The 22,708-nt window shown below is 73.8% G+C and carries 19 protein-coding genes; 2 read left to right on the top strand and 17 right to left on the bottom strand.

Going from position 1 to position 22,708, the window contains the following annotated elements; translation table 11 throughout:
* Positions 1-102: 102 nt before the first annotated feature.
* The 10 genes from BJP25_RS03265 to BJP25_RS03220 all read right to left on the bottom strand — a co-directional run bounded on the left by BJP25_RS03265 (position 103) and on the right by BJP25_RS03220 (position 10,481).
* Entirely contained in the window at positions 103-2,100 is a 1,998-nt protein-coding gene (locus tag BJP25_RS03265; RefSeq protein ID WP_075973261.1) for an EAL domain-containing protein, read from the bottom strand.
* A gap of 305 nt (positions 2,101-2,405) precedes the next feature.
* Positions 2,406-3,761 carry an 8-oxoguanine deaminase gene (locus BJP25_RS03260; RefSeq protein WP_075973260.1) on the bottom strand — a complete coding sequence of 452 codons (1,356 nt, stop codon included), beginning with the start codon at positions 3,759-3,761 and terminating at the stop codon, positions 2,406-2,408.
* Positions 3,758-4,618, bottom strand: coding sequence for a factor-independent urate hydroxylase (pucL, locus tag BJP25_RS03255; RefSeq protein WP_075973259.1), 861 nt, complete (start codon positions 4,616-4,618; stop codon positions 3,758-3,760). The genes BJP25_RS03260 and pucL overlap by 4 nt, the downstream gene beginning before the upstream one ends.
* Complete coding sequence (uraH, locus tag BJP25_RS03250; RefSeq protein ID WP_075973258.1) at positions 4,618-4,932, bottom strand: hydroxyisourate hydrolase; 315 nt, start codon at positions 4,930-4,932, stop codon at positions 4,618-4,620. The genes pucL and uraH overlap by 1 nt, the downstream gene beginning before the upstream one ends.
* Complete coding sequence (gene uraD / locus BJP25_RS03245; protein WP_075973257.1) at positions 4,929-5,414, bottom strand: 2-oxo-4-hydroxy-4-carboxy-5-ureidoimidazoline decarboxylase; 486 nt, start codon at positions 5,412-5,414, stop codon at positions 4,929-4,931. The genes uraH and uraD overlap by 4 nt, the downstream gene beginning before the upstream one ends.
* A gap of 59 nt (positions 5,415-5,473) precedes the next feature.
* On the bottom strand, positions 5,474-5,815 hold the full coding sequence (locus tag BJP25_RS03240; protein WP_075973256.1) for a DUF4180 domain-containing protein: 342 nt from the start codon (positions 5,813-5,815) through the stop codon (positions 5,474-5,476).
* Positions 5,812-6,600: an alpha/beta fold hydrolase gene (locus BJP25_RS03235; protein ID WP_075973255.1), complete on the bottom strand. Its 789-nt coding sequence runs from the start codon at positions 6,598-6,600 to the stop codon at positions 5,812-5,814. Before BJP25_RS03235 ends, BJP25_RS03240 begins: the two co-directional genes overlap by 4 nt.
* The gene (locus tag BJP25_RS03230; RefSeq protein ID WP_075973254.1) at positions 6,597-6,971 is read right to left on the bottom strand and encodes a helix-turn-helix domain-containing protein; all 375 of its coding nucleotides are present in this window, start codon (positions 6,969-6,971) and stop codon (positions 6,597-6,599) included. The genes BJP25_RS03235 and BJP25_RS03230 overlap by 4 nt, the downstream gene beginning before the upstream one ends.
* A 118-nt stretch (positions 6,972-7,089) precedes the next feature.
* A complete protein-coding gene (locus BJP25_RS03225) occupies positions 7,090-9,255 on the bottom strand; it encodes a 3-hydroxyacyl-CoA dehydrogenase NAD-binding domain-containing protein (RefSeq protein WP_075973253.1) in 2,166 nt (721 codons plus the stop codon).
* Between the two features lie 11 nt (positions 9,256-9,266).
* A complete protein-coding gene (locus tag BJP25_RS03220; protein ID WP_075973252.1) occupies positions 9,267-10,481 on the bottom strand; it encodes an acetyl-CoA C-acetyltransferase in 1,215 nt (404 codons plus the stop codon).
* A gap of 130 nt (positions 10,482-10,611) precedes the next feature.
* Here BJP25_RS03220 and BJP25_RS03215 point away from each other — a divergent pair, with 130 nt between their 5' ends.
* Both BJP25_RS03215 and BJP25_RS03210 read left to right on the top strand, forming a co-directional pair.
* Entirely contained in the window at positions 10,612-11,832 is a 1,221-nt protein-coding gene (locus BJP25_RS03215; protein WP_233157887.1) for a TetR/AcrR family transcriptional regulator, read from the top strand.
* A 103-nt stretch (positions 11,833-11,935) separates the two neighbouring features.
* A complete protein-coding gene (locus BJP25_RS03210; protein WP_198943323.1) occupies positions 11,936-13,300 on the top strand; it encodes a cytochrome P450 in 1,365 nt (454 codons plus the stop codon).
* A gap of 172 nt (positions 13,301-13,472) precedes the next feature.
* On the opposite strand, the gene BJP25_RS03205 is transcribed toward BJP25_RS03210, so the two are convergent.
* From BJP25_RS03205 to BJP25_RS03175, 7 genes are all read right to left on the bottom strand, one after another.
* The gene (locus BJP25_RS03205; protein ID WP_075973250.1) at positions 13,473-14,081 is read right to left on the bottom strand and encodes a TetR/AcrR family transcriptional regulator; all 609 of its coding nucleotides are present in this window, start codon (positions 14,079-14,081) and stop codon (positions 13,473-13,475) included.
* A gap of 119 nt (positions 14,082-14,200) precedes the next feature.
* Entirely contained in the window at positions 14,201-15,358 is a 1,158-nt protein-coding gene (locus BJP25_RS03200; RefSeq protein WP_075973249.1) for an acyl-CoA dehydrogenase family protein, read from the bottom strand.
* On the bottom strand, positions 15,355-17,334 hold the full coding sequence (locus tag BJP25_RS03195) for an acetyl/propionyl/methylcrotonyl-CoA carboxylase subunit alpha (RefSeq protein WP_075973248.1): 1,980 nt from the start codon (positions 17,332-17,334) through the stop codon (positions 15,355-15,357). The genes BJP25_RS03200 and BJP25_RS03195 overlap by 4 nt, the downstream gene beginning before the upstream one ends.
* 7 nt (positions 17,335-17,341) lie before the next feature.
* The gene (locus tag BJP25_RS03190) at positions 17,342-18,940 is read right to left on the bottom strand and encodes an acyl-CoA carboxylase subunit beta (RefSeq protein WP_198943322.1); all 1,599 of its coding nucleotides are present in this window, start codon (positions 18,938-18,940) and stop codon (positions 17,342-17,344) included.
* Between the two features lie 13 nt (positions 18,941-18,953).
* The gene (locus BJP25_RS03185; RefSeq protein ID WP_075973247.1) at positions 18,954-20,099 is read right to left on the bottom strand and encodes an acyl-CoA dehydrogenase family protein; all 1,146 of its coding nucleotides are present in this window, start codon (positions 20,097-20,099) and stop codon (positions 18,954-18,956) included.
* Positions 20,100-20,131: 32 nt separating this feature from the next.
* Positions 20,132-21,802 carry an acyclic terpene utilization AtuA family protein gene (locus BJP25_RS03180; RefSeq protein ID WP_075973246.1) on the bottom strand — a complete coding sequence of 557 codons (1,671 nt, stop codon included), beginning with the start codon at positions 21,800-21,802 and terminating at the stop codon, positions 20,132-20,134.
* On the bottom strand, positions 21,799-22,587 hold the full coding sequence (locus BJP25_RS03175) for a TIGR03084 family metal-binding protein (RefSeq protein WP_075973245.1): 789 nt from the start codon (positions 22,585-22,587) through the stop codon (positions 21,799-21,801). The genes BJP25_RS03180 and BJP25_RS03175 overlap by 4 nt, the downstream gene beginning before the upstream one ends.
* Positions 22,588-22,708 lie beyond the last annotated feature (121 nt).

The raw sequence follows: 22,708 nt of genomic DNA, 5'->3' as shown, positions 1-22,708 counted from the left end.
CGAAAGCCGGGCGCGAGCCCGATCCCAGCCTTCCCCTACCGTCCTCAGTGGACGACCCTGGCGCTCCGCACGTCGTCGTGAGGTCGACCGGCCTGCCCGCGGTCAGTCCCGGCCCGGGAGTTCGCTGCCCGGCACGGACGTGCCCAGCAGGGGCCCGCAGGCCCGGTTGGCGCCCACGGCCACCCACCAGTCCAGCTGCGCCTGGTCCGCCACGCCGCCGACCACCACGGCGTAGCCCGCTTCGCGGACGAGGGCGACCAGGTCGCGCACCGCGCGGGGGAACAGCGACCCCTCCGGGGCCGCGGCGACCCGCGCGACCACCGTGGGGTCCAGGCTCACCGCGTCGAAGTGCAGGTCCTCCAGGCAGGCGAGGTCGCCCCTGGTGCGGCCGAAGCCGGTCAGGACGGTCCGGACGCCCAGGTCGGTGAGGACCCGCAGGTTGTCCTCGGCGGGCATGTCGTAGTCGCACAGCGCTTCGACCGGGAAGCCCAGCGACAGGCCCTCCGCCGCGGCGAGCGCGGCGCGCACCGGGCCGACCAGGTCCGGGTCGCTGGCCTGCTCGGCGGTGAGCTCCAGGTAGGGCGGGACGTGCCCGGCCAGCTGGTCGGCGGCGTGGTGCAGGGCCCAGCGGGCCAGCGGCACCGCCAGGCCGGTGTCGGCGAGCAGCGCGCGGCAGCGGGCGTCGTCGAGGACGCCCTCGGTGGGGTGGTCCCAGCGCAGGAGCACCCTGGCGCGGCGCAGGTCGGGGCCGGGGACCTGCCAGACCGGTTCGTAGGCCAGGGAGAGCGCGCCGGTCTCCCAGGCGCCGGGCATGCCCGCGGCGAGGCGGGAGCGGGCGCGGCGGCCCCGGTCCTCCTCGGCGTCGACCAGGCACCACTGGCGCTTGCCGGTGGCGCGCAGGTCGCGCAGGGCGATGGCGGTGGCGGCGAGCAGGTCGGCGGCGGCGGTGCCCGGGGCGGGGCGCAGCACCACCGCGACCGAGGCGGAGGCGGCCACGCCGTGCCCGTCGAGCCAGGTGGGCTCGGCCAGCGCGTCGTTGATCCGCTCGACCAGCTCGCCGCCCGCCTCGGCGCGCGGCAGCAGGACGGCGAACTCCTCGGTGCCGGTGCGCGCCAGCACGGCGTCGAGGTCGGCGAGCAGCTGCTCCAGGCGGGCGGCGACGTCGGCGAGCAGCCGCTCGCCCGCCGCCGGTCCGATCCCGGAGTTGATCACGGCGAAGTCGTCGAGCACCAGGTGCAGCACCGCCTTGTCGGCGCCGGTCTCCAGCGCCTCCTGCAGCCGGGTGGCGAAGGCGGAGCGGTTGAGCAGGCCGGTGAGCGGGTCGTGCGTGCCCTCGAAGCTGATCTTGCGCTCCAGCAGGTGCAGGTCGGTGACGTTCTCGACCGCGGTCACGTGCCGGGCGGGGCCGCCGTCGGCCGGGTGCACGGCGGTGGCGGTCAGCCGGACCCACACGGGTTCGCCTTCGCCGGTCACCAGCCGGGTGTGCCGCTCGTCGACCCGGTCGAACTCACCGCTGGCCAGCTCCGCGTAGCGCGTCCGCAGGTGCTCGCGCTCCTCCGGGTGCACCAGGTCGAGCAGGTCGCCCGCGATGGTGCCGCGCGGGTGCTCCAGCATGTCGCTGAGCGCGTCGTTGGCCAGCACCACCCGCCGGTCCGGGGTGGAGATGACCATGCCGAGCGGCGCGGCGGAGAACAGCCCGTCGAAGTGCGCCAGCCCGGCGTCGCGGGCCAGCTCGGCCTCGTGCCTGGCGCGCACCAGGGTGGAGCGCACCTCGGCCTGCTCGGCCACCACGGCGTCGCGGACCGCCTCGGCGAACCCGGCGGTGAAGCCCGCCAGCGCGCTGAACGCGCCGGGCCCGGCCTCGTCGAGCAGCGCGGGCCCGAGCAGGTCGACGGTGACCCGCAGGCACTCCGCGGTGCCGTACCCGGCGGCGACCAGCGCGGCGCCCGCGGCGGTGGCGGGCTCGGCCGCCCGCGCGCGGGCGCGCAGGTCGTCGAGCGCGGCGGTGAGCTCGTCCGCCCGGCCGCCGGGGACGTCCTGCGCCGCCGCCAGCGCGGTGGCCCAGCCCGCGGCCAGCTCGGCGCGCGGTGGGGAGGTCATCGGGGTCCGTTCCTCGTGCACGGTGCGGTGCGTGTCGGGTCACTCTGCACTCGATCGGGTACTGGGTGCCACTTTCCTACTCAGCGCGGCGGGGTGGGGCGATAGGCCGATCGGGTGTGATCAACCGGCCTGGCGCACCACGGCGGGTGACCCTGTCGCCGTTCCGGCGCAACGCCTTCGTCGGGAGTGGTCGTTTCCGCGAGCGGGCGCGCCGCGACGCACCGGTGGGGACCACCCATCCGGTCGTCCGACTACTCGGCGCTACCTGGCGATGTGACGCAGCACACCATCCGGGGAGGGGCCGTTCAGCCCACCGATGCGGCCAACCGGGCGCTGACCGCGGCCAGGTCGCGCGCGGCGGCGCCCTCGTCGACCCCGGTGGCCCGGTCGTCCTCGACGACCGGGTGGCCGCCCACGAGCAGCAGCCGCAGCGGCGGCAGCGCGCCGAGCACCAGGGCGGCCACCGGGTCCGCGATGCCCGCGTGCGCCAGCCCGTCCAGCCGCCACAGCGCGACGTCGGCGAGCTTGCCCGGCTCCAGCGAGCCCAGCTCGACGTGCCTGCCCAGGCACAGCGCCCCGCCCACCGTCGCCAGCCACAGCGCCTGCCGGACGTCGAGGGCGTCGGCGCCGCCGCGCAGCCGGGCCAGGTAGGTGGCCTGGCGCAGCTCCACGCCGAGCCCGCCGTCCTCGTTCGACGCGGCGCCGTCGGCGCCCAGGCCCACCGGCACCCCTGCGGCGAGCAGGTCGGCCACCCGGGCGGTGCCCGCGCCGAGGCGGGCGTTGGAGGTGGGGCAGTGCGCGACGCCCGTGCCCCGCGCGGCCAGGGCGCCGATCGCGCTGTCGGACAGGTGCACCCCGTGGGCCAGCCACACGTCGGGGCCGAGCCAGCCGGTGCGCTCGGCGTACTCCACCGGCGTGCAGCCGTACTCGGCCAGGCACTGCACCTCCTCGTCGACGGTCTCGGCGAGGTGGGTGTGCAGGCGCACGCCCGCGGCCCTGGCCAGTTCCGCCGCGCCGCTCATCAGCTCCGCGCTGACGGAGAACGGCGAGCACGGCCCGACCGCGACCCGCACCAGCGCGTCGGGCGCCGGGTCGTGCCAGCGCTCGACCGCGGCCTGGGTGCCCGCCAGCGCGCCGTCGGTCGTCTCCACCAGCGAGTCGGGCGGCAGCCCGCCGTGCGACTCGCCCCGGTCCATCGAGCCGCGCACCGCGTGCAGCCGCAGCCCCACCGCCCCGGCGGCCTCGACGGTCGCGCCGAGCAGGTCGCCGCCGCCCGCCGGGAAGACGTAGTGGTGGTCGGCGGCGGTCGTGCAGCCCGTGCGCGCCAGCCGCAGCAGGCCCGCGGTGGCCGCGACCCGGGTGGTGTCCTCGTCCAGGCCCGCCCACACCGGGTACAGCTCGACGAGCCAGTGGAACAGGTCGGACTGCTGGGCGAAGCCGCGGGTGGCCCACTGGTAGAGGTGGTGGTGGGTGTTGACCAGGCCGGGCGTGGCCAGGCACCCGCGCCCGTCCACGACCCGGTCGCCGTCGCGCACCGGCGCCGGGCCCGCCCCCACCGCGGCGATGCGGCCGTCCTCGACCACCAAGTGCCCGTCGGCGTGCTCGGTGCCGAACACGTCGACGGTGGCGATGGCGGCGCCCTGGATGACGGTGCGCCTCACCACCAGGCGAGCCCGGGGTCGGGGGCCTCCGAGCGCTTGACGGTGCCCTCGATCAGCCCGTACGGGCGGTCGGCGGCGAAGTACACCTCGTTCGGGTTGTCCAACCCGAACGGTTCGAGGTCGACGAGGAAGTGGTGCTTGTTCGGCAGCGACAGCCGCACCTCGGCCAGCCCCTCGTCGCCGGAGAGCACGTGCTGGCCCATCGAGTACAGCGTCTGCTGCAACGACAGGGAGTAGGTGGCGGCGAACGCGGTGAGCAGCCGGTCGCGGGCGCCGGTGAACGACGGCCCCCAGTCCACCCGGCCGGAGCCGCTGTGGCGCCAGTGCGCGGTGACGGCGGTGGCCAGGATGCGGTCGCTGGTCTCCTGGAGGGTGGTGTAGCGGTCGCGCGGGAAGCCGTGGAACTCCGAGCCGGTCGTGTTCATGACGGTCAGGTCCTGCACGCCCGAGACCACCCACGCCGTCGTGCCGTCGTAGGTGACCGAGGCCGTGCGGGTGCCCGCGGCGCGGCTGAAGGAGTGCCCGGTGGCGGGAATGGGCTCCCACCCGTACTGCTCGACCTTCACCCGCGCCCGGTGGATCTGGGCGTTGCGGTCGACGAAGTGCTTGGCCAGCCGCAGCGCGAACGCCTCGATCTCGCCCACCCCGTCGCGGGCGAAGGCGTAGACGGTGTTCTTCTGCGTGTCGGTGGGCAGCACGCCCGCGTTGTCCCCGGTCAGGTGCGTGGCGGTGAGGTCGCCCGCGAGCGTGGTGGTGACGTTGAGGTCGGTGACGCGGTGCCGCTCACCGCCCCGGTCCACCCGGACCAGCCGGGTCTCCGCCTTGCCGTACTGGTTGTCGCCGAGCTCGAATGTCATCAACTTCCCCGGTAGGTGGAGTAGCCGAACGGGCTGATCAGCAGGGGCACGTGGTGGTGGCCCGAGGTGACCCGGAAGACGACGGTGACCTCCGGGTAGAACGCCTCCGGGCCCAGGTGGGCGCCGGTGGCGAAGGTGAGCCGGTGGGTGCCGGGCTCGACGGCGAAGCGCGGCACCCGGCCGTCGTCGTCGGTGGTGTGGTCGCCGCCGTGCACCCACGCGGTGCCGTCGTGGCGGTGGTGGGTGACGGCCAGGCCCGCGGCGGGCCTGCCGACGGCGGTGTCGAGGACGTGGGTGGACAGGGTGGCGCTCACGAGCCGTCGACCAGCTTCTCCAGCCGCAGCTCGACGATCTTCGCCAGCTCCTCGCGGACCACCTTGCGCTCGGTGGCGTCGTCGTTGGTCAGCCGGTGGCGCAGCGCGGCCAGCACCGCCTCCACCGGCAGGCCGGTGGCGCAGATGAGGAAGACGTGGTCGAAGCGCTCCTCGTAGCGCCGGTTGCCCTCGACGAGGTCGGCGCGCAGCCGCTCGTCGGGGGTCCGCGCGGCCGACTGCTCCTGGCTGGACCACCCGGCCTCGCGGCCGTCGCCGCCGTGGCGCTCGCCGATGCGCGGGTGCGCGGCCAGCGCCTCCAGCACGTCGTCCCAGGACAGGTCCGCCAGCGCGGCGGAGGACGCGGCGAGCAGGTCGTCGACGTCGGTGAACGGCCGCCGCGCGGCGACCCGCTCGGCCCAGCGGCGCGAGGCGCAGCAGCTGAGCAGGTCGTCGGTGTCGACTGTGGTCAGGATGTCCGGCACGGGTCCAGTGAACACGGGCCGGGCTCGTGCGGCCACCGCCGGTTGTCCGATGTCACGTGCTACCGGCGGGTCGCCCCGCGCAGGCGGGCGGTGAACTCCGCCTCCGTGGCGGCGAACCACAGCTGGGAGCCCGCGTTGGCCTCGCGGACCAGGTCGCGCAGGGGCGCGCTGCGCGCCAGGTGCTCCTCGATGTCCCCGACCACGGCGAGCTTGAGCCGGTAGTTGGCGAACTTCTGGGTGATCTCGCCCGCGACGCCGCTGCTGAGCCGGAAGAACTCCGGGTCGAGGCGGCTGACGGGCACGACGACCCACTCGGCGCCGGTGCCCCAGGTGCCGCCGATGACGTCGGTGGCGGTGGCCGCGGTGAGGGGCGGGCCCTCCGGCGGCAGGGTGTGGATCACGGTTCCTCCAGGAAGCGCGGGATGGTCTCGCCCTGGTCGGCGAGCAGGTGGCCGTCGCCGGGCAGCAGCCGCACGTCGGCGTGCGGGACCTCGGCGCGCAGCCGGGCGGCGGTGGCGCGCTGGTCGATCATGGCGTCGCGGGCGCCGAGCAGGGCCAGCACCGGCATCGGCAGGCGCAGCGGCGGGAAGCCCGGCATGGGGTCGGTGCGCATCCGGAACCGGCGCACGACCCGGAGCAGGAACTCCTCCTGGTCCGCGGTCAGCTCCCCCACCGCGGAGCGCACCGCGCGGCGCCTGCCCCGCTCCCCGAGCAGCGACCAGAGGGCGGCCTTGAGCAGCAGCCCCGTGCGCCCGGTGCCCAGGCCCGCGGGGTTGAGCACCACCAAGCGGCGCACGCGGTCGGGGTGGCGGCGGGCGAAGTCCAGCGCGATCCAACCGCCCATGGACACACCCACCAGCGCCACCCGCTCGACGCCCAGCCCGGTCAGGACCTCGGCCAGCCACGGCGCGTGGTCGGGCATGGCGAGGCGGTTGTCCGCCGACAGGCCGGGCTCCCCCGGGATGTCGACCGAGTGCACGCGCAGCCCCCGCGACCACGCCCCGACCTCGCGCAGCCAGGCGGTGCTGTTGCCGCCCGAGCCGTGCAGGAGCACGACCGGCGGCGCGTCGGCGGGGCCCGCGCTGATCACGAACGTCTCCCCCGCCGAGGTCGGCACCCGGTGCTGCTCGACGCCGTGCCGGGCGAGCAGCGCGCGGTAGGGGGCGAGGATCTCCTCGTGGATCACAGCTCCCCCTGCACGGCGTCGATGACGCGGAGCACGTCCGCGACCTCGCCCGGGGACCCGAACAGGACGACGCGCACCCGCGAGCGGTCCGGGTCGTGCACGACCTGCAGGCGCACCCCGCGCACGCCCGCGGTGAGCATGGTCGAGAGGCGGTCGGCGCCGTGGCGGGCGATGCCCTCCACCTCGACCACGGCGGTGGCCTCCACCGACCGCCGCGGCGCGGGGGTGCCGGTGAGCGCGGCGAGGTCGTCCTCGGCGATCCGGTACTGCTTGCCGATCCGGGTCGCCCTGAGCTTGCCGTCGCGGATGTAGCCCCGGACGGTGCGCACGTGCAGGCCTAGGCGCTCGGCCACCTGCTCCACCGACAGCATCAACCCTCCCTAACCTTCCCTATACGACCGTAGCATCAATACGAAAGGGAAGGATGGGGATAAACAACGAGGGCCCGTCGGCGGCTGCCGACGGGCCCTCCTGCGCGTTCGCCGCGCCCTAGCTCAGCGTCTCGCCCTTCTCCGCCTTCTCCACCAGGGAGGCGGGCGGGGTGAACCGGTCGCCGTAGGCGGCGGCCAGCTCGCGGGCGCGGGCGACGAAGCCCGCGACCCCACCGGGGTAGCCGTCGATGTACTGGATCACGCCACCGGTCCACGGCGGGAAGCCGATGCCCATGATCGAGCCGATGTTGGCGTCCGGCACGGTGCGCAGCACGCCCTCGTCGAAGCACTTGACGGTTTCCAGCGCCTCGGCGAACAGCATCCGCTCGCGCATGTCCTCGAACGGCACGGCCGCGTCGGCCTTGCCGAACGCGTCGGCCAGCCCCGGCCACAGGCCGGTGCGCTTGCCCTCGTCGTCGTACTCGTAGAAGCCCGCCCCGCTGGAGCGGCCCTTGCGGTCGAACTCGTCGAGCATCCGGTCGATGACCGCGTCGGCCGGGTGGCCGGGCCACTGGCCGCCCGCGGCCTCGACCGCGGCCCGCGTCTCGTCGCGGATCTTGCGCGGCAGGGTCAGGGTCAGCTCGTCCATCAGCTGCAGCGGCGGCGCCGGGTACCCGGCCTGCGAGCCCGCCTGCTCGACCGACGGCGCGGGCACGCCCTCGGCCAGCAGGGCGATGGCCTCGTTGATGAAGGTGCCGATGACCCGGCTGGTGAAGAAGCCGCGGCTGTCGTTGACGACGATCGGGGTCTTCTTGATCTGCAGCGCGTAGTCGAACGCCTTGGCCAGCGCGACGTCGGAGGTCTTCTCGCCGACGACGATCTCCAGCAGCGGCATCTTGTCGACCGGGGAGAAGAAGTGCAGGCCGATGAAGTCCTCCTGCCGCTTGACCCCCTCCGAGAGCAGGGTGATCGGCAGCGTGGAGGTGTTCGAGCCCAGCAGCGCGTCCGGCGCCACCAGGTCCTCGACCTCGCCGAAGACCTTCTTCTTCAGCTCGGGGGACTCGAAGACGGCCTCGACGACCAGGTCGACGCCCTTGACGTCGGCCGCGTCGGCGGTCGGGGTGATCCTGGCCAGGACCTCGTCGGCCTTCTCCTGGGTCAGCTTGCCCCGGGCCACGGCCTTGGCGAGGATCTTCTCCGAGTAGGCCTTGCCCTTCTGCGCCGCCTCCAGGGTGACGTCCTTGAGCACGACCTCGATCCCCGCGCGGGCGCTGGAGTAGGCGATGCCCGCCCCCATCATCCCGGCGCCGAGCACGGCCACGCGCTGCGCGGTGTAGGGGGCGGGCCCCTCCGGGCGCGACTTGCCCTTGTTGATCGCCTGCAGGTCGAAGAAGAACGCCTTGATCATGTTCTTCGACACCTGGCCGGTGACCAGGTCCACGAAGTACTGCGTCTCGATCTTCGTGGCGGTGTCCACGTCGACCTGGGCGCCCTCGACGGCCGCGGCCAGGATGTTGCGCGGGGCGGGCATCGGCGCGCCCTTGAGCTGCTTGCGCAGGTTCGCCGGGAAGGCGGGCAGGGTCGCGGCGAACGACGGCGACGACGGGGTGCCGCCGGGGATCTTGAAGCCCTTGACGTCCCAGGGCTGCACGGCCTCGGGGTTGGCCATGACCCACGCCTTCGCGGCGGCCAGCAGCTCCTCCGGGGTGCTGACGACCTCGTCGACCAGGCCGATCTCCTTGGCCTTGGCCGGCTTGTGCCGCTGGCCCTGGAGCAGGACGTTGAGCAGCGCGGACTGGATGCCCAGCAGCCGCACCACGCGGGTCACGCCGCCACCGCCGGGCAGCAGGCCCAGGGTGACCTCGGGCAGGCCGATCTGCGAGCCCTTGGCGTCGAGGGCGACGCGGTGGTGGCAGGCCAGGGCGATCTCCAGGCCACCGCCGAGGGCGGCGCCGTTGATCGCGGCCACGACCGGGCGGCCGAGCTGCTCGAGCCTGCGCAGCTGCGCCTTCATCAGGTCGACCTGGGTGGTGAGCTCCGCGGCCTGCTCCGGGCCCGCCTTGCTCAGCAGGTTGAGGTCGCCACCGGCGAAGAAGGTCTTCTTCGCCGAGGTGATCACCACGCCGGTGATGGCGTCCTTCTCCGCCTCCAGCCGGTCGACGGTGGCGCCGAACGACTCCCGGAAGGTGTCGTTCATGGTGTTGGCCGACTGGTTCGGGTCGTCCATCGTGAGGGTGACGACGCCGTCCGCGTCGGACTCCCACGCGATCATGTTCTCGGTCATGTCCCGGTGCCTCAGACTCGCTCGATGATGGTCGCCACGCCCATGCCGCCGCCGATGCACAGCGTCACCAGGCCGCGCCGGGCGCCGCGGCGCTCCAGCTCGTCGACCACGGTGCCGGTGATCATGGCGCCGGTGGCGCCCAGCGGGTGCCCCATGGCGATCGCCCCGCCGTTGACGTTGATCTTCTCGTGCGGGATGTCCAGGTCTTTCATGAACTTCAGGACCACCGCGGCGAAGGCCTCGTTGAGCTCCCAGACGTCGATGTCGTCCGGGGTCAGCCCGGCCAGCCGCAGCGCCTTCTGCGCGGCCGGGGTCGGGCCGGTGAGCATGATGGTGGGCTCGGCGCCGGTCACCGCCGCCGAGACGATGCGGGCGCGCGGGGTCAGGCCCGCGGCCCGGCCCGCCTCCTCGTTGCCGATGAGCACCAGCGCGGCGCCGTCGACGATGCCGGAGGAGTTCGCGGCGGTGTGCACGTGGTCGATCTTCTCGACCCAGTGGTACTTCTGCAGGGCCACGGCGTCGAAGCCGCCCATCTCCCCGATGCCCGCGAACGACGGCCCGAGCTTGCCCAGGCCCTCCACGGTGGACTCCGGGCGCATGTGCTCGTCGTGGTCGAGCAGGGTCACGCCGTTGCGGTCCTTGACCGGCACCACGGACTTGGTGAAGTAGCCCGCCGACCACGCCGCCGCGGCGCGCTTCTGCGACTCCACCGCGTAGGTGTCGACGTCCTCGCGGGTGAAGCCCTCGGTGGTGGCGATCAGGTCGGCGCTGATGCCCTGCGGGACGAAGTAGCTGTGGTAGCTGGTCTCCGGGTCCATCGCCCAGGCGCCGCCGTCGGAGCCCATGGGCACCCGCGACATCGACTCGACCCCGCCCGCGATGACCAGCTGGTTCCAGCCGGAGCGGACCTTCTCGGCGGCGGTGTTGACCGCCTCCAGGCCCGAGGCGCAGAACCGGTTGAGCTGCACGCCGGCGACGGTGTCGGGCAGGCCCGCGGCGATGGCGGCGGTGCGCGGCAGCACCGAGCCCTGGTCGCCGACCGGGGACACGATGCCCAGCACGATGTCGTCGATCGTGGCCGGGTCCAGGTCCGGGTTGCGGGTCTTGAGCTCGTCGATGAGGCCGGTGACGAGCGAGATCGGCTTGACGCCGTGCAGCGACCCGTTCTTCTTGCCGCGGCCGCGCGGCGTGCGGATCGCCTCGTAGATGAAGGCTTCGGTACTCACGCTCGTCCAGTCCTTCCGACGTCGACGTGTGCGCTAATGACGATTCACATCATGCCCCGAATCCGCAGCTTGTCAACGTCGCGGGTGCTGCCTATGGTGGCTATCGCAACGTCACGGGAGGGAACGGCTGGTGACCGCTGGGGCACGTCCGCGCAACCGCAAGGCGCTGCTGGCGCGCGCGGCGGCGGACCTGTTCGCCCAGCGCGGCTACCACGCCGTCGCGGTGGGCGACATCGCCGCCGCCGCGGGCATCACCGCCCCCGCCCTCTACCGGCACTTCCCCAGCAAGCAGGACCTGCTCGGGCACGTGCTGCTCACCGGGGTCGACGAGCTGGCCGGGCGGGTCAGCGACGCGGTCGCGGGTCTGGCCGACGACCCCGCCAGCAGGCTGCGCCCGGTGCTCGACGCCGCCGCCGGGGTCTCGATCGACCAGCGGCAGCTCACCGCGCTGTGGCGCTGGCAGGGCCGCCACCTCGGCGCCGCCGACCAGAAGGAGCTGCGCGGGCGGGTCGGCGCGCTGCTCGGGCACTGGCTCTCCGGGCTGCACGCGCTGCGCCCCGACCTCGACCGCGGGCAGGCGCAGCTGCTGTGCTTCGCGGCGCTGAGCGTGTTCGGCAGCGTGGGCGACCACCGGGCCTGCCCGCGCACCGGCTTCGCCGAGCTGCTGGCCGACCTCGGTGAGGCCGTGGTGCGCGCCGAGCTGCCCGAGGTCACCCCGCGCGACGACGACTGGCGCACCCGGGTCGCCCCGCCGCCCTCGCGCCGCGAGGAGCTGCTGACCGCGGCCACCCGGCTGTTCCGCGAGCACGGGTTCCACGCGGTGAGCGTGGAGGACATCGGCGCCGCCACCGGCATCGCCGGGCCCAGCGTCTACCGGCACTTCGCGGGCAAGTCCGACCTGCTGCTGGCCGCCTCCCGGCGGATGGCCGACCGGCTCACCCTGGGCCTGGAGGACTCGCTGGCCGCCGCGGCCGACCCCGCCGACGCGCTGCGCAGGCTGGCCCGCTCCTACGTCGACACCGTGCTGCGCTCCGACGACCTCATCGCGGTCTACACCACCGAGCTGGCCAACCTGCCCGAGCGCGACGGCCGGGAGCTGCGGGCGATGCAGCGCGGCTACGTCGCCGAGTGGGTGCGGCTGCTCCGCGCGGTCGCCCCTGACCTCGACGAACCGCGCGCGCGGGTGACGGTGCACGCGGCGCTGACCATCGTCAACGACATCCCGCGCACCCCTCGGTTCTCCGCCCGCCCCGGGCTGGCCGACGAGCTCGCCGCGCTGGCCTCGGTCGTGCTGGCGGCGGGGGTGGGCTCAGCGGGGGCGGGCCCGGCAGGGGTGGGCCCGGCCCGGTAGGGGTCCGACCCCTGGGATCACACCACTTCTGCGGGGTCGAGCCCCACGGCGGGCCCCCGCGCGACTAGGGTGCGTCGTCGGGCTCGGCGGCGGGAGCGGGAACATGGCGGCGGGGATGCTGGACAAGTGGCTGGCGGACCGGAGGTGGCCGGTCAGCGACTTGGCCGCGCCCCCGGCGGGCAGCGACCTGCTGCCGGTGCCCGGGGACGCGGGCGCCCCGCTGCTCGGCCACTCGCTGTCGCTGTTCCGCGAACCGCACTTCGCCCTGCGCCGCTACCGCGAGCTGGGCCCGGTGTCCTGGGTGCGCGCCTTCGGCACCCGCATCGTCTCCGCCGCGGGCCCGGACGCCGCCCAGGAGGTCCTGGTCAACCGGGACAAGGCCTACTCGCAGGCGGGGTGGGAGCTGTTCGTCGGCCCGTTCGTCAACCGCGGCCTGATGCTGCTCGACGGCGACGAGCACCTGCACCACCGCCGCCTCATGCAGGAGGCGTTCACCGCCACCCGCATCGACGGCTACCTGGAGCGCGTCGACGCCCTGGCCAAGCGCGTCGTGCCCACCTGGACCCCCGGCGCGGTGTACCCGCAGCTGCACGCGCTGACCCTGCAACTGGCCACCGAGGTGTTCATGGACGCCCCGGCGGAGGAGTCGGCGTCGCTGCAGAAGGCGTTCCTGGCCACCTCCCAGGCCGGCATGGCGGTGCTGCGCCGCGCCGTCCCCGGCACCCGCTGGGCCGCGGGCGTGCGCGGGCGGCGGGTGCTGGAGGGCTTCTTCCGGGCCCGCGTCGCCGAGCGCCGCCGCTCGACGGGCACCGACCTGTTCACCGCGCTGTGCCAGGCCCGCACCGACGAGGGCCACATGTTCACCGACGACGACGTGGTGAACCACATGGTGTTCATGATGATCGCCGCCACCGACTCGGTGACCACCACGCTCACCTCCGTGCTGCACCAGCTCGGCCACCACCCCGACTGGCAGGACGAGGCCCGCGCCGAGTGCCTGTCGGTCGACCCGCCCACCGTGCCGTCGCTGACCGCGATGACCTCGCTCGACCTCGTCGTCAAGGAGTCGCTGCGTTTGGTGGCGCCGCTGCCGACCCTGCCCCGGCGCACCGTGCGCGACACCAACCTGCAGGGCCACTTCGTGCCCGCGGGCACCCTCGTGTTCGTCACCCCCGGGATCAGCCACCACCTGGAGGAGTGCTGGACCGAGCCGCAGCGCTTCGACCCGCGGCGGTTCAGCGAGGCGCGGCGGGAGGACAAGGCGCACCGGTTCGCGTGGATGCCCTTCGGCGGCGGGGCGCACAAGTGCCTGGGGATGCACTTCGGGATGCACGAGGTGAAGGTGCTGCTGCACGCGGTCCTGCGGACGTTCCGGTGGGAGTTCCCGGCCGGGTACGAGCTGGTGTGGGACACGCGGGCGATCCCGGTGCCCGCGGACGACCTGCCGATCGCGTTGGAGCGGTTGTAGCTGGGTTCTGCTGCGCAGACCTTTAAAGAACCGGGATTTTGGTGGCGTGCCCGGGTGGGTGGTTGTGCGCCCGTTCTTTGGGGAGCGGTCTGGTGGGGCTGGCTGCTCGCGGATGGTTCGGTTGTGGGGGTGGGTCAGCGCGGGGGCGGGGGTCCGGTGTGGAGGGTGGCGCTCAGGGGGTGGTGAGGGCGGCGGTGAGCATGGTGGTCCACTGGGACAGGACCTTGCGGCGGCGCGGGGTGTCGTCGGTGAGGAGGTTGGCCAGGCCCAAGCCGCGGGCCATGTCGAGGGTGGCTTGGACGGCTTCCCGCGTACCGGGGTGGGTCTTCTCGTCGACGCCGAGGGCGGCGAGGGTGAGGCGGTGGGTCTCCCGGCCGACCTTCGCCTCCAGGGGGAGGACGAGGGAGCGGAGGTGGGGGTCGGAGGCGGCGGCGACCCAGAGGTGGAGGGCGGCGTTGAACATCTTGCCGGTGAAGGCCTCGCCGAGGGTGGTGACGACGGCGGCGGTGCGGTCGGGGCCCGGGGGGAGGTTGGGGAGGTTGGCGCGCAGGTGGGCGAGGCGCTCCTCGGTGACGTAGTCGATGGCGGCGGTGAAGAGGTCCTCGCGGGTGGGGAAGTGGTGCTGGGCGGCGCCCCGGGAGACGCCCGCGCGCTCGGCGACGACGAGGACGGTGCTGCCGGTCCAGCCGACCTCGGCGAGGCAGTCCACGGCCGCCTCCAGGAGCCTGCGGCGGGTTGCCCGGCTGCGGTCCTGGCGGGGTTCGCGGACTGCCTCGACCACGGGTGCTCCTCGGCGCTGCGTCGGGGGTGGACGGCCGACGGCGCCATTGTCCTGCGCGGTGGTCGCCGTCCTCCTGGTGGGTGGGTGGGTCGGGGGCAGTGCCGGGTGGTGGGCGCGGCTCAGTAGGACTTGGGCAGGCCCAGGGAGAACTGGGCGATGAAGTTGAGGATCATCTCGCGGCTGACCGGGGCGATGCGCGACAGCCGGGAGGCGGCCACCAGGGCGCCCAGGCCGTACTCGCTGGCCAGGCCGTTGCCGCCGTGGGTCTGCACGGCCGCGTCCACCGCGCGCACCACGGCCTCGCCCGCGGCGTACTTGGCCATGTTCGCCGCCTCGCCCGCGGCCATGTCGTTGCCGGAGTCGTAGAGGGCCGCGGCCTTCTGGGTCATCAGCTTGGCCAGTTCCAGCTCCACCTTGGCCTGCGCCAGCGGGTGCGCGACCCCCTGGTGGGCGCCGATGGGGGCCTTCCACACCGTGCGCGACTTGGCGTACTCCACGGCCTTGTCCAGGGCGAAGCGGCCCATGCCCACCGCGTAGGAGGCGGCCATGATGCGCTCGGGGTTCAGGCCTGCGAACAGCTGCATCAGCGCCGCGTCCACCGAGCCGACGAGGGCGTCGGCGGGCAGGTGGACGTCGTCGAGGAACACCTGGAACTGGTTGTCCGGGGCCAGGACGTCCATGTCGATCTTGTGGAACTCCAGGCCATCGGCGTCGGTGGGGACGACGAACAGGGCGGGCTTGAGCTTGCCCGTCGTGGCGTCCTCGGTGCGCCCGACCACCAGGATGGCCGAGGACTCGTCCACGCAGGAGATGTAGACCTTGCGCCCGGTGAGCACCCAGCCGTCGCCGTCGCGGCGGGCGGTGGTGGTGAGCCGGTGGGAGTTGGAGCCCGCGTCCGGCTCGGTGATCGCGAAGGCCATCCGCAGCGACCCGTCGGCGAAGCCGGGCAGCCAGCGCTTGCGCTGCTCCTCGGTGCCGAACCGGCTGATGATGGTGGCGCAGATCGCCGGGGACACCACCATCTGCAACAGCCCGGTGCCCGCCGCGCCCAGTTCCTCGCAGACCGCGGCCAGGTCCCCGATGCCGCCGCCCCCGCCGCCGAACTCCTCCGGGACGTTCACGCCCAGGTACCCCAGGGCGCCCGCCTCGTCCCACAGCTCGGTGGTGTGCCCACCGCTGCGGGCGGCCTTGAGCGTGTACTCGTGGCCGTACTTGCTGCCCAGCTCGAAGGCCGCGCGGCGCAGTGCCTGGCGCTCCTCGGACTCGGTGAAGCTCATGACCCCTCCTGATCTGCGCTGCTCGTCACGACCGCCAGCACCCGGCCCACGTCGACCTGGTCGCCCGCCGCCACCGGCAGCTCGGCCACCACGCCGTCGGTGGGCGCGTCGATGCGGTGCTCCATCTTCATCGCCTCCAGCCACAGCAGCGGCTGGCCCGCCGCCACGGCCTCGCCCGCGGCCACCGCGACCCGCACCACCGTGCCGGGCATCGGGGCCAGCAGCGACCCCGCGGCCACCTGGTCGGCCGGGTCGGGGAACCGGTCGACGGCGGTCAGCGCGACCGGGCCGAGCGCGGAGTCGACCCACGCGCCCGTGCCCGCGGTGGCCACCTCGAACCGGCGGCGCACGCCCGCCACCTCCAGCTCGACCGCGTCCGGGGCGGCCGAGACCAGCCGGACGCCCTCGACGCCGTCGGCCACCAGCCCGCCGCGGTCGACCCGGTAGCGGACCTCGTGCTCCGCGGCGCCGGTGTAGGACTTGACCTGCGGCTGGGACACGACGTTGCGCCAGCCCGCCGGGATGCGGCCGAGCACCCGCGCGGCGGCCCGGTTGGCCTCCGCGTCGGCCAGCGCTGCCGCCAGCGCCGACAGCGCCTCGGCGTCCTCGTCGGCCAGGGGCGCGGCCAGCGCGTCGAGGCCGTGCTTGTCGAAGAAGGCGGTGTCGGTGTCCCCGGCGAGGAACGCCGGGTGCCGCAGCACCCGCACCAGCAGGTCGCGGTTGGTGCGCACGCCGTGCACCCGGGCCTTGGCCAGCGCGCCCGCCAGCGCCCGCGCGGCGGCGGTGCGCTCCGGCGCCCAGGCGATCACCTTGGCCAGCATCGGGTCGTAGTGCACGCCCACCACCGACCCCGGCTCCACGCCCGAGTCCAGGCGCAGGCCGCGCTCGCCGGTGACGGCGAACTCCGCGGTGACCCCGGGGACCTCGAACCGGTGCAGGGTGCCGCTCTGCGGCCGCCAGTCCAGGGCCGGGTCCTCGGCGTAGAGGCGGACCTCGATCGCGTGCCCGGTGGCGGCGGGCGGCTCGGCGGGCAGCGGGGTGCCCTCGGCCACCGACAGCTGGAGGGCCACCAGGTCCAAGCCGGTGACGCACTCGGTGACCGGGTGCTCGACCTGCAGGCGGGTGTTCATCTCCAGGAAGTAGAACCGGCCGGAGTCGTCGGCCAGGAACTCCACCGTGCCCGCGCCCTCGTAGCCGATGGCGCCTGCGGCCTTGCGGGCGGCGTCGAACAGCCGCTCCCGCATGCCCGCGGTGCGCTCCACCAGCGGGGACGGCGCCTCCTCGACGACCTTCTGGTGGCGGCGCTGGATGGAGCACTCGCGCTCCCCCACCGCCCACACCACCCCGTGCCGGTCGGCCATGACCTGCACCTCGATGTGGTGCCCGGTCTCCAGGTAGGGCTCGACGAACACGGTCGGGTCGCCGAAGGCCGACGCGGCCTCCGAGCGGGCCGCCGCCAGCTCGGCGGGCAGGTCCTCGACGCGGCGCACCACCCGCATCCCCCGCCCGCCCCCGCCTGCGGAGGCCTTGACCAGCAGCGGCAGGTCGGCGTCGGTCAGCTCGGCGGTGTCCTCGGCGGCGGTGAGCACGGGCACGCCCGCGGCCGCCATGAGCCGCTTGGACTCGATCTTCGAGCCCATCCGCTCGATCGCCTCGACCGGCGGGCCGACCCAGGTGAGCCCGGCGTCGAGGACGGCGCGGGCGAACCCCGCGTTCTCCGACAGGAAGCCGTAGCCGGGGTGCACGGCGTCGGCGCCCGCCTCCAGCGCCGCCCGCACGAGCAGGTCGGCGCGCAGGTAGGTCTCGGCCGGGGTGTTGCCGGGCAGCCGGACGGCGGCGTCGGCCTCGCGCACGTGCGGGGCGCCCGCGTCGGCGTCGGAGTGCACGGCGACGGTGGTGATGCCCAGGTCGCGGGCGGTGCGGAAGACGCGGCGGGCGATCTCGCCGCGGTTGGCCACGAGCAGGGAGGTGATCATCGGGGGCTCACATCCGGAAGACGCCGAAGGACTCGGCGCCGTGGAACTCGGTGGTGTGGATGGCCGACAGCGCGATGCCCAGCACGGTGCGGGTGTCGCGCGGGTCGATGATGCCGTCGTCGTAGAGCATGCCGGACAGGAACGTCGGCAGGGACTCCGCCTCGATCTGGTTCTCCACCATGGCCCGCATGGCCGCGTCGTGCTCCTCGTTGTAGTCCTGGCCGCGGGCGGCGGCGCCCTGGCGCATCACGATCGACAGCACGCCCGCCAGCTGGGCCGGGCCCATCACCGCGGACTTGGCGCTGGGCCAGGCGAACAGGAAGCGCGGGTCGTAGGCGCGCCCGCACATGCCGTAGTGCCCGGCGCCGTAGGACGAGCCCATCAGCACCGACAGGTGCGGCACCCGGGAGTTGGACACCGCGTTGATCATCATGGCGCCGTGCTTGATGATGCCGCCCTGCTCGTACTCCTTGCCCACCATGTAGCCGGTGGTGTTGTGCAGGAACAGCAGCGGGGTGTTCGTCTGGTTGGCCAGCTGGATGAACTGGGTGGCCTTCTGCGACTCGGCGGAGAACAGCACGCCGCGGGCGTTGGCCAGGATGCCGACCGGGTAGCCGTGCAGGGTGGCCCAGCCGGTGACGAGGCTGGTGCCGTAGAGCGGCTTGAACTCGTCGAAGTCCGAGCCGTCGACCACCCTGGCGATGACCTCGCGCGGGTCGAACGGGACCTTGAGGTCGGCCGGGACGATGCCCAGCAGGTCCTCGGGGTCGTGCTCGGGCTCGGCGTAGTCGGCCAGCGGGGCCGGGCCCTTCTTGCGCCAGTTGAGCCTGGCCACCACGCGCCTGCCGAGCCGGATCGCGTCCCGCTCGTCGACGGCGAGGTAGTCGGCCAGGCCGGAGGTGCGGGCGTGCATCTCCGCGCCGCCCAGCGACTCGTCGTCGGACTCCTCGCCGGTGGCCATCTTCACCAGCGGCGGGCCGCCGAGGAACACCTTGGCCCGCTCCTTGACCATCACCACGTGGTCGGACATGCCCGGCAGGTACGCCCCGCCCGCGGTGGAGTTGCCGAAGACCAGCGCCACGGTGGGGACCCCGGCGGCGCTGGAGCGGGTGAGGTCGCGGAAGGTGCGCCCGCCCGGGATGAAGATCTCCTTCTGGGTGGGCAGGTCCGCGCCGCCGGACTCGACGAGGTTGATCGTGGGCAGCCCGTTCTGCGCGGCGATGTCGGCCGCCCGGAAGCCCTTGCGCATGCCCCACGGGTTGACCGCGCCGCCCTTGACGGTGGGGTCGCTGGCGTTGACCAGGCACTCCACGCCCTCGACGACGCCGATGCCGGTGACGAGGCTGCCGCCGACGGTGTAGTCGGTGCCCCACGCGGCCAGCGGGGACAGCTCCAGGAACGGGGAGTCGGGGTCGAGCAGCAGCTCGACCCGCTCCCTGGCCAGCAGCTTGCCGCGGGCGCGGTGGCGCGCCACGTACTTCTCGCCGCCGCCCGCCACCGCCTTGGCGTGCTCGGCCGCCAGCTCGGTCAGCTTGGCCAGCATCGCCTCGCGGTTGCCCGCGAACTCCGCGGTGGTCGTGTCCACCGCGGACCGCAGCCTGGTCATCGCACCTCCTCCGTCACGCCGTGAAGCCCAGCCTGCGGGCGGCCAGCATCGTCATGATCTCGTCGGTCCCGCCGCCGATGGCCAGGATCCGCACGTCGCGGCTGTGCCGCTCCACTTCGGACTCGCGCATGTAGCCCATCCCGCCGTGCAGCTGCACGGCCTCCCGGACGACCCACTCCCCCACCTCCACGGCCGTGTTCTTGGCGAAGCACACCTGGGCGGTGACCTCCTGCCCCGCCTCGTGCCGCACCGCGACGTCGCGCACGTACGTGCGGGCGACATCGATCCGCCGCGCCATCTCCGCCAGGGTGTTCTGCACCGCCTGGCGGGAGATGAGCGGCCTGCCGAAGGTCTCGCGGTCGCGGCACCAGGCCAGGGTGAGCTCGAGCGCCCGCTGCGCGGTCGCGTACGCCTGCACCGCCAGGGTGATGCGCTCGGCCACGAAGTTCTGGGCGATCTGGACGAACCCGGTGTTCTCCTCGCCCACCAAGTGTGCCACCGGCACCCGACAGTTCTCGTAGACCAGCTCCGCGGTATCCGAGCAGTGCCAGCCCATCTTCTCCAGGCTGCGACCCACGGTGAACCCCGGCGTGCCCTTCTCCACTACGACGAGGGACACGCCGTGGGCGCCCGGCCCGCCGGTGCGCACCGCTGTGGTGACGAAGTCGGCCCGGACGCCCGATGTGATGAACGTCTTGGCACCGTTGAGGATGAAATGGTCGCCGTCGCGCACGGCGGTGGTGCGCAGGCCCGCGACGTCGGAGCCGCCACCGGGCTCGGTGATCGCCAGCGACCCGATCTTGTCGCCCGCCAGCGTGGGCCGCACCCAGCGCTCGACCTGGTCGGGGTCGGCGGCAGCGGCGAGGTGCGGCACCGCGATCCCGCACGTGAGCAGGGAAGCGATGAGCCCGCCGGACGCACCCGCGTAGTGCAGTTCCTCGACGACGACCATCGCATCGATCAGGGACCCGCCCTCGCCGCCGACGGCCTCGGGGAAGCCCACGCCGAGCAACCCCAGCGCTGCGGCGGACTTGTGCAGGCTCCTGGGCAGCTCGCCCGCGCGCTCCCAGTCGTCGAGGTGGGGCACCACCTCGGTCTCGGTGAAGCGGCGGACGGTCTGGCGCAGGGCTTTGCGCTCCGCGGTCGCGAACGGGTCCACGTACTCAAGCGGTGTCACAGGGTCGAGGGGTGTCACAGGAAGGCCTCCGGGACGTCCACGACGCGCGAGCGCAGCCACTCACCGAGCGCCTTGGCCTGCGGGTCGAACCGCGTCGACGCCGCCACTCCCTGCCCGAGCAGGCCGTGGACGACGAAGTTGACGGCGTTGAGGTTGGGGAACGGGTGGCGCTCGACGGCCAGTCCCGCGGTCTCGGGGAGCAGTTCGCGCAACCGCTCGACGGTCAGCTCCCCCATCAGCCACGCGAAGGCTTCCGGCTTGCGCACCCACAGCCCCAGGTTCGCGTCACCGCCCTTGTCGCCGGAACGCGCGCCGACGACGCGGCCGAGCGGTACCGCGCGGGTGGGGCCGTAGTCAGTCATGGAAGCGGGGTAGTCGATTGACCGTGGTTCGTAGTGCGCCGCGTCGCCCCAGGGGATGCTCTTGCGCTCGTCACCGATAACGGCCACCGCTTCTACCTGTGTGCGGTCTACGTACTCGGCGCGGTAGACGCCTACCGGTGTCCCGTCAGCGGGGGGCGCTGTCAGGGTGAAGCCGGGGTAGCTGGCAAGTGCTAGTTCTACCGTGGCCCGGGAGAACGCCTTGGCGCGCTTGGGGTCGGGGGTGCGGATGGTTGCGTGCAGGAAAGCGCTTGCGGTCTCTTCGGTGTCCGCGTCGGCGTGGTCAGTGCGCGCGAGGGTCCAGTGCAGGCCCTCTGCGCCGACTGCCTGCTCCAGTTGCGCGCGGGCAAGCTCGGCCTTCGCATCGACATCGAGCCCGCACAGCACGAACGTCGCGCTGTTGCGGAAGCCGTCGAGGGTGTTGACGCAGACCTTCACCGTCTCGGGCGGTGGGCCGCCGCGCACCCCGCTGATCCGCACGCGGTCGGCGCCGTCCTGGGCGAGAGTGATGCTGTCGAACAGGGTGGTGACGTCCGGGCCGAGGTAGTCGGGGCCCTGGATCTCGTAGAGCAGCTGCGCGGTGACGGTCTCGACGGTGACCGCGCCCCCAGTGCCCGCGTGCTTGGTGATCACCGACGAGCCGTCGGCAGCGATCTCCGCGATGGGGAACCCGGCGCGGCCGAGGTCGGCGACCTCGGTGAAGAAGGCGAAGTTGCCGCCGGTGGCCTGCGCGCCGCACTCGATCACGTGCCCGGCCACGGTGGCGCCGGCGAGCTGGTCGTAGTCGGTGGCCGCCCAGCCGTGGTGGGCGGCGGCGGGGCCGACGACCAGCGAGGCGTCGGTGACGCGGCCGGTGACGACGACGTCCGCACCCGCCCCCAGGCACTCCGCGATGCCCCACGCACCCAGGTAGGCGTTGGCGGTGAGCGCGCCGTCCAGGCCCAGCTCGGCGGCCCTGGGCAGCAGGTCGTCGCCCTCGACGTGGGCGACGGTGACGTCCAGGCCGAGGGTGGCGGCCAGCTCGCGGATCGCCTGGGCGAGGCCCGCGGGGTTCAACCCGCCCGCGTTGGCGACGATCTTGACCCCGCGCTCGACGGCGGTGCCGAGCGACTGCTCCAACTGCTTGAGGAAGGTGCGCGCGTACCCGCCCGCGGGGTCCTTGAGCCGCTGGCGGCCCAGGATGAGCATGGTCAGCTCGGCCAGGTAGTCGCCGGTGAGGACGTCGAGGTCACCGCCGGTCAGCATCTCGTGGACGGCGGAGAGCCGGTCGCCGTAGAAGCCGGAGGCGTTGCCGATGCGGATCACCGCTGGGGCCTGCCCTTCCCGGGGGGGCCGGCGAAGGCCTGCGCGATGCCCAGCCACTGCTCGGCCTCACCTGTCGCGACCAGCGCGGTGTCCGCCCGGTGCACGCGCTGGGTGACGAGCAGGCAGAAGTCCAGCGCGGGCCCGCTCACCCGGCTCCCGGCGTCCTCCGGCCCCCACGCCCACGTGCCCCCACCCGGCGCCGCCAGCTCGACCCGGAACGGCTCCTGCGGCACGGGCAGCCCGCGCAGGAGGTAGGCGAAGTCGCGGGTGCGCACCCCGAGGTGCGCCACGTGCCGGATCCGCCCGGTCACCGGCTTCTCGACACCCAACCCGTCCGCCACGTCGAGGCTGTGCGCCCACGTCTCCATGAGCCGCGCGGTTGCCATCGACATCGGGCTCATCGGCGGCCCGTACCACGCCAACCGCGCGTCCGCGGGCGTCGCCGCGAGCGCGTCGTGCAGGCTCGTCCGCAGGTCGCGCCACCGCTGGAGCAGCTGGTCGGGCGCCAGCGCGGCCCCGTCCTGCGCCCCCTGGTCGACGAACCGCTGCGGGTCCGGCGACCGCGCGGCCAGCGTCCGGATCTCCTCCTGGAAGCCCTCGGGGTCGGTCGTGGCCAGCAGCGCCCGCTCATCGGTCCAGGCCAGGTGCGCGACCTGGTGCGCCACGGTCCACCCCTCGGCGGGCGTGGCCGCGCGCCACCGGTCCGGGGGGAGCCCGACGACCCAGGACTCCAGCTCGTCACCCTCGGCCCGCAGGTCCGCGAGCACGCTGCTCAGTTCCACCACGTGCTCACCGTGGCACGGCGGCGGACAGTTTTCAAGCATGCACGCTTGATTGTTTTTGGGGTGGGGGTGTGGTGTGATCGCCTCGCCTTCGGCTTCGGGGGGAAGAGCCCGGTCGTTTGGT

This window comes from Actinokineospora bangkokensis, assembly GCF_001940455.1.
In the GTDB taxonomy this organism is placed as follows: Bacteria; Actinomycetota; Actinomycetes; order Mycobacteriales; family Pseudonocardiaceae; genus Actinokineospora; species Actinokineospora bangkokensis.
The sequence above is the reverse complement of the archived record's forward strand: the minus strand, read 5'-3'. Positions and strand labels throughout refer to the sequence as shown.

Excerpts from the sequence above, each read along its gene's own strand:
- BJP25_RS03265 (WP_075973261.1), bottom strand. The coding sequence starts at position 2,100 with ATGACCTCCCCACCGCGCGCCGAGCTGGCCGCGGGCTGGGCCACCGCG.
- BJP25_RS03190 (WP_198943322.1), bottom strand. The coding sequence starts at position 18,940 with ATGACCAGGCTGCGGTCCGCGGTGGACACGACCACCGCGGAGTTCGCG.
- BJP25_RS03225 (WP_075973253.1), bottom strand. The coding sequence starts at position 9,255 with ATGACCGAGAACATGATCGCGTGGGAGTCCGACGCGGACGGCGTCGTC.
- BJP25_RS03195 (WP_075973248.1), bottom strand. The coding sequence starts at position 17,334 with ATGATCACCTCCCTGCTCGTGGCCAACCGCGGCGAGATCGCCCGCCGC.
- BJP25_RS03200 (WP_075973249.1), bottom strand. The coding sequence starts at position 15,358 with ATGAGCTTCACCGAGTCCGAGGAGCGCCAGGCACTGCGCCGCGCGGCC.
- BJP25_RS03230 (WP_075973254.1), bottom strand. The coding sequence starts at position 6,971 with ATGCTGTCGGTGGAGCAGGTGGCCGAGCGCCTAGGCCTGCACGTGCGC.
- BJP25_RS03210 (WP_198943323.1), top strand. The coding sequence starts at position 11,936 with ATGGCGGCGGGGATGCTGGACAAGTGGCTGGCGGACCGGAGGTGGCCG.
- pucL (WP_075973259.1), bottom strand. The coding sequence starts at position 4,618 with ATGACATTCGAGCTCGGCGACAACCAGTACGGCAAGGCGGAGACCCGG.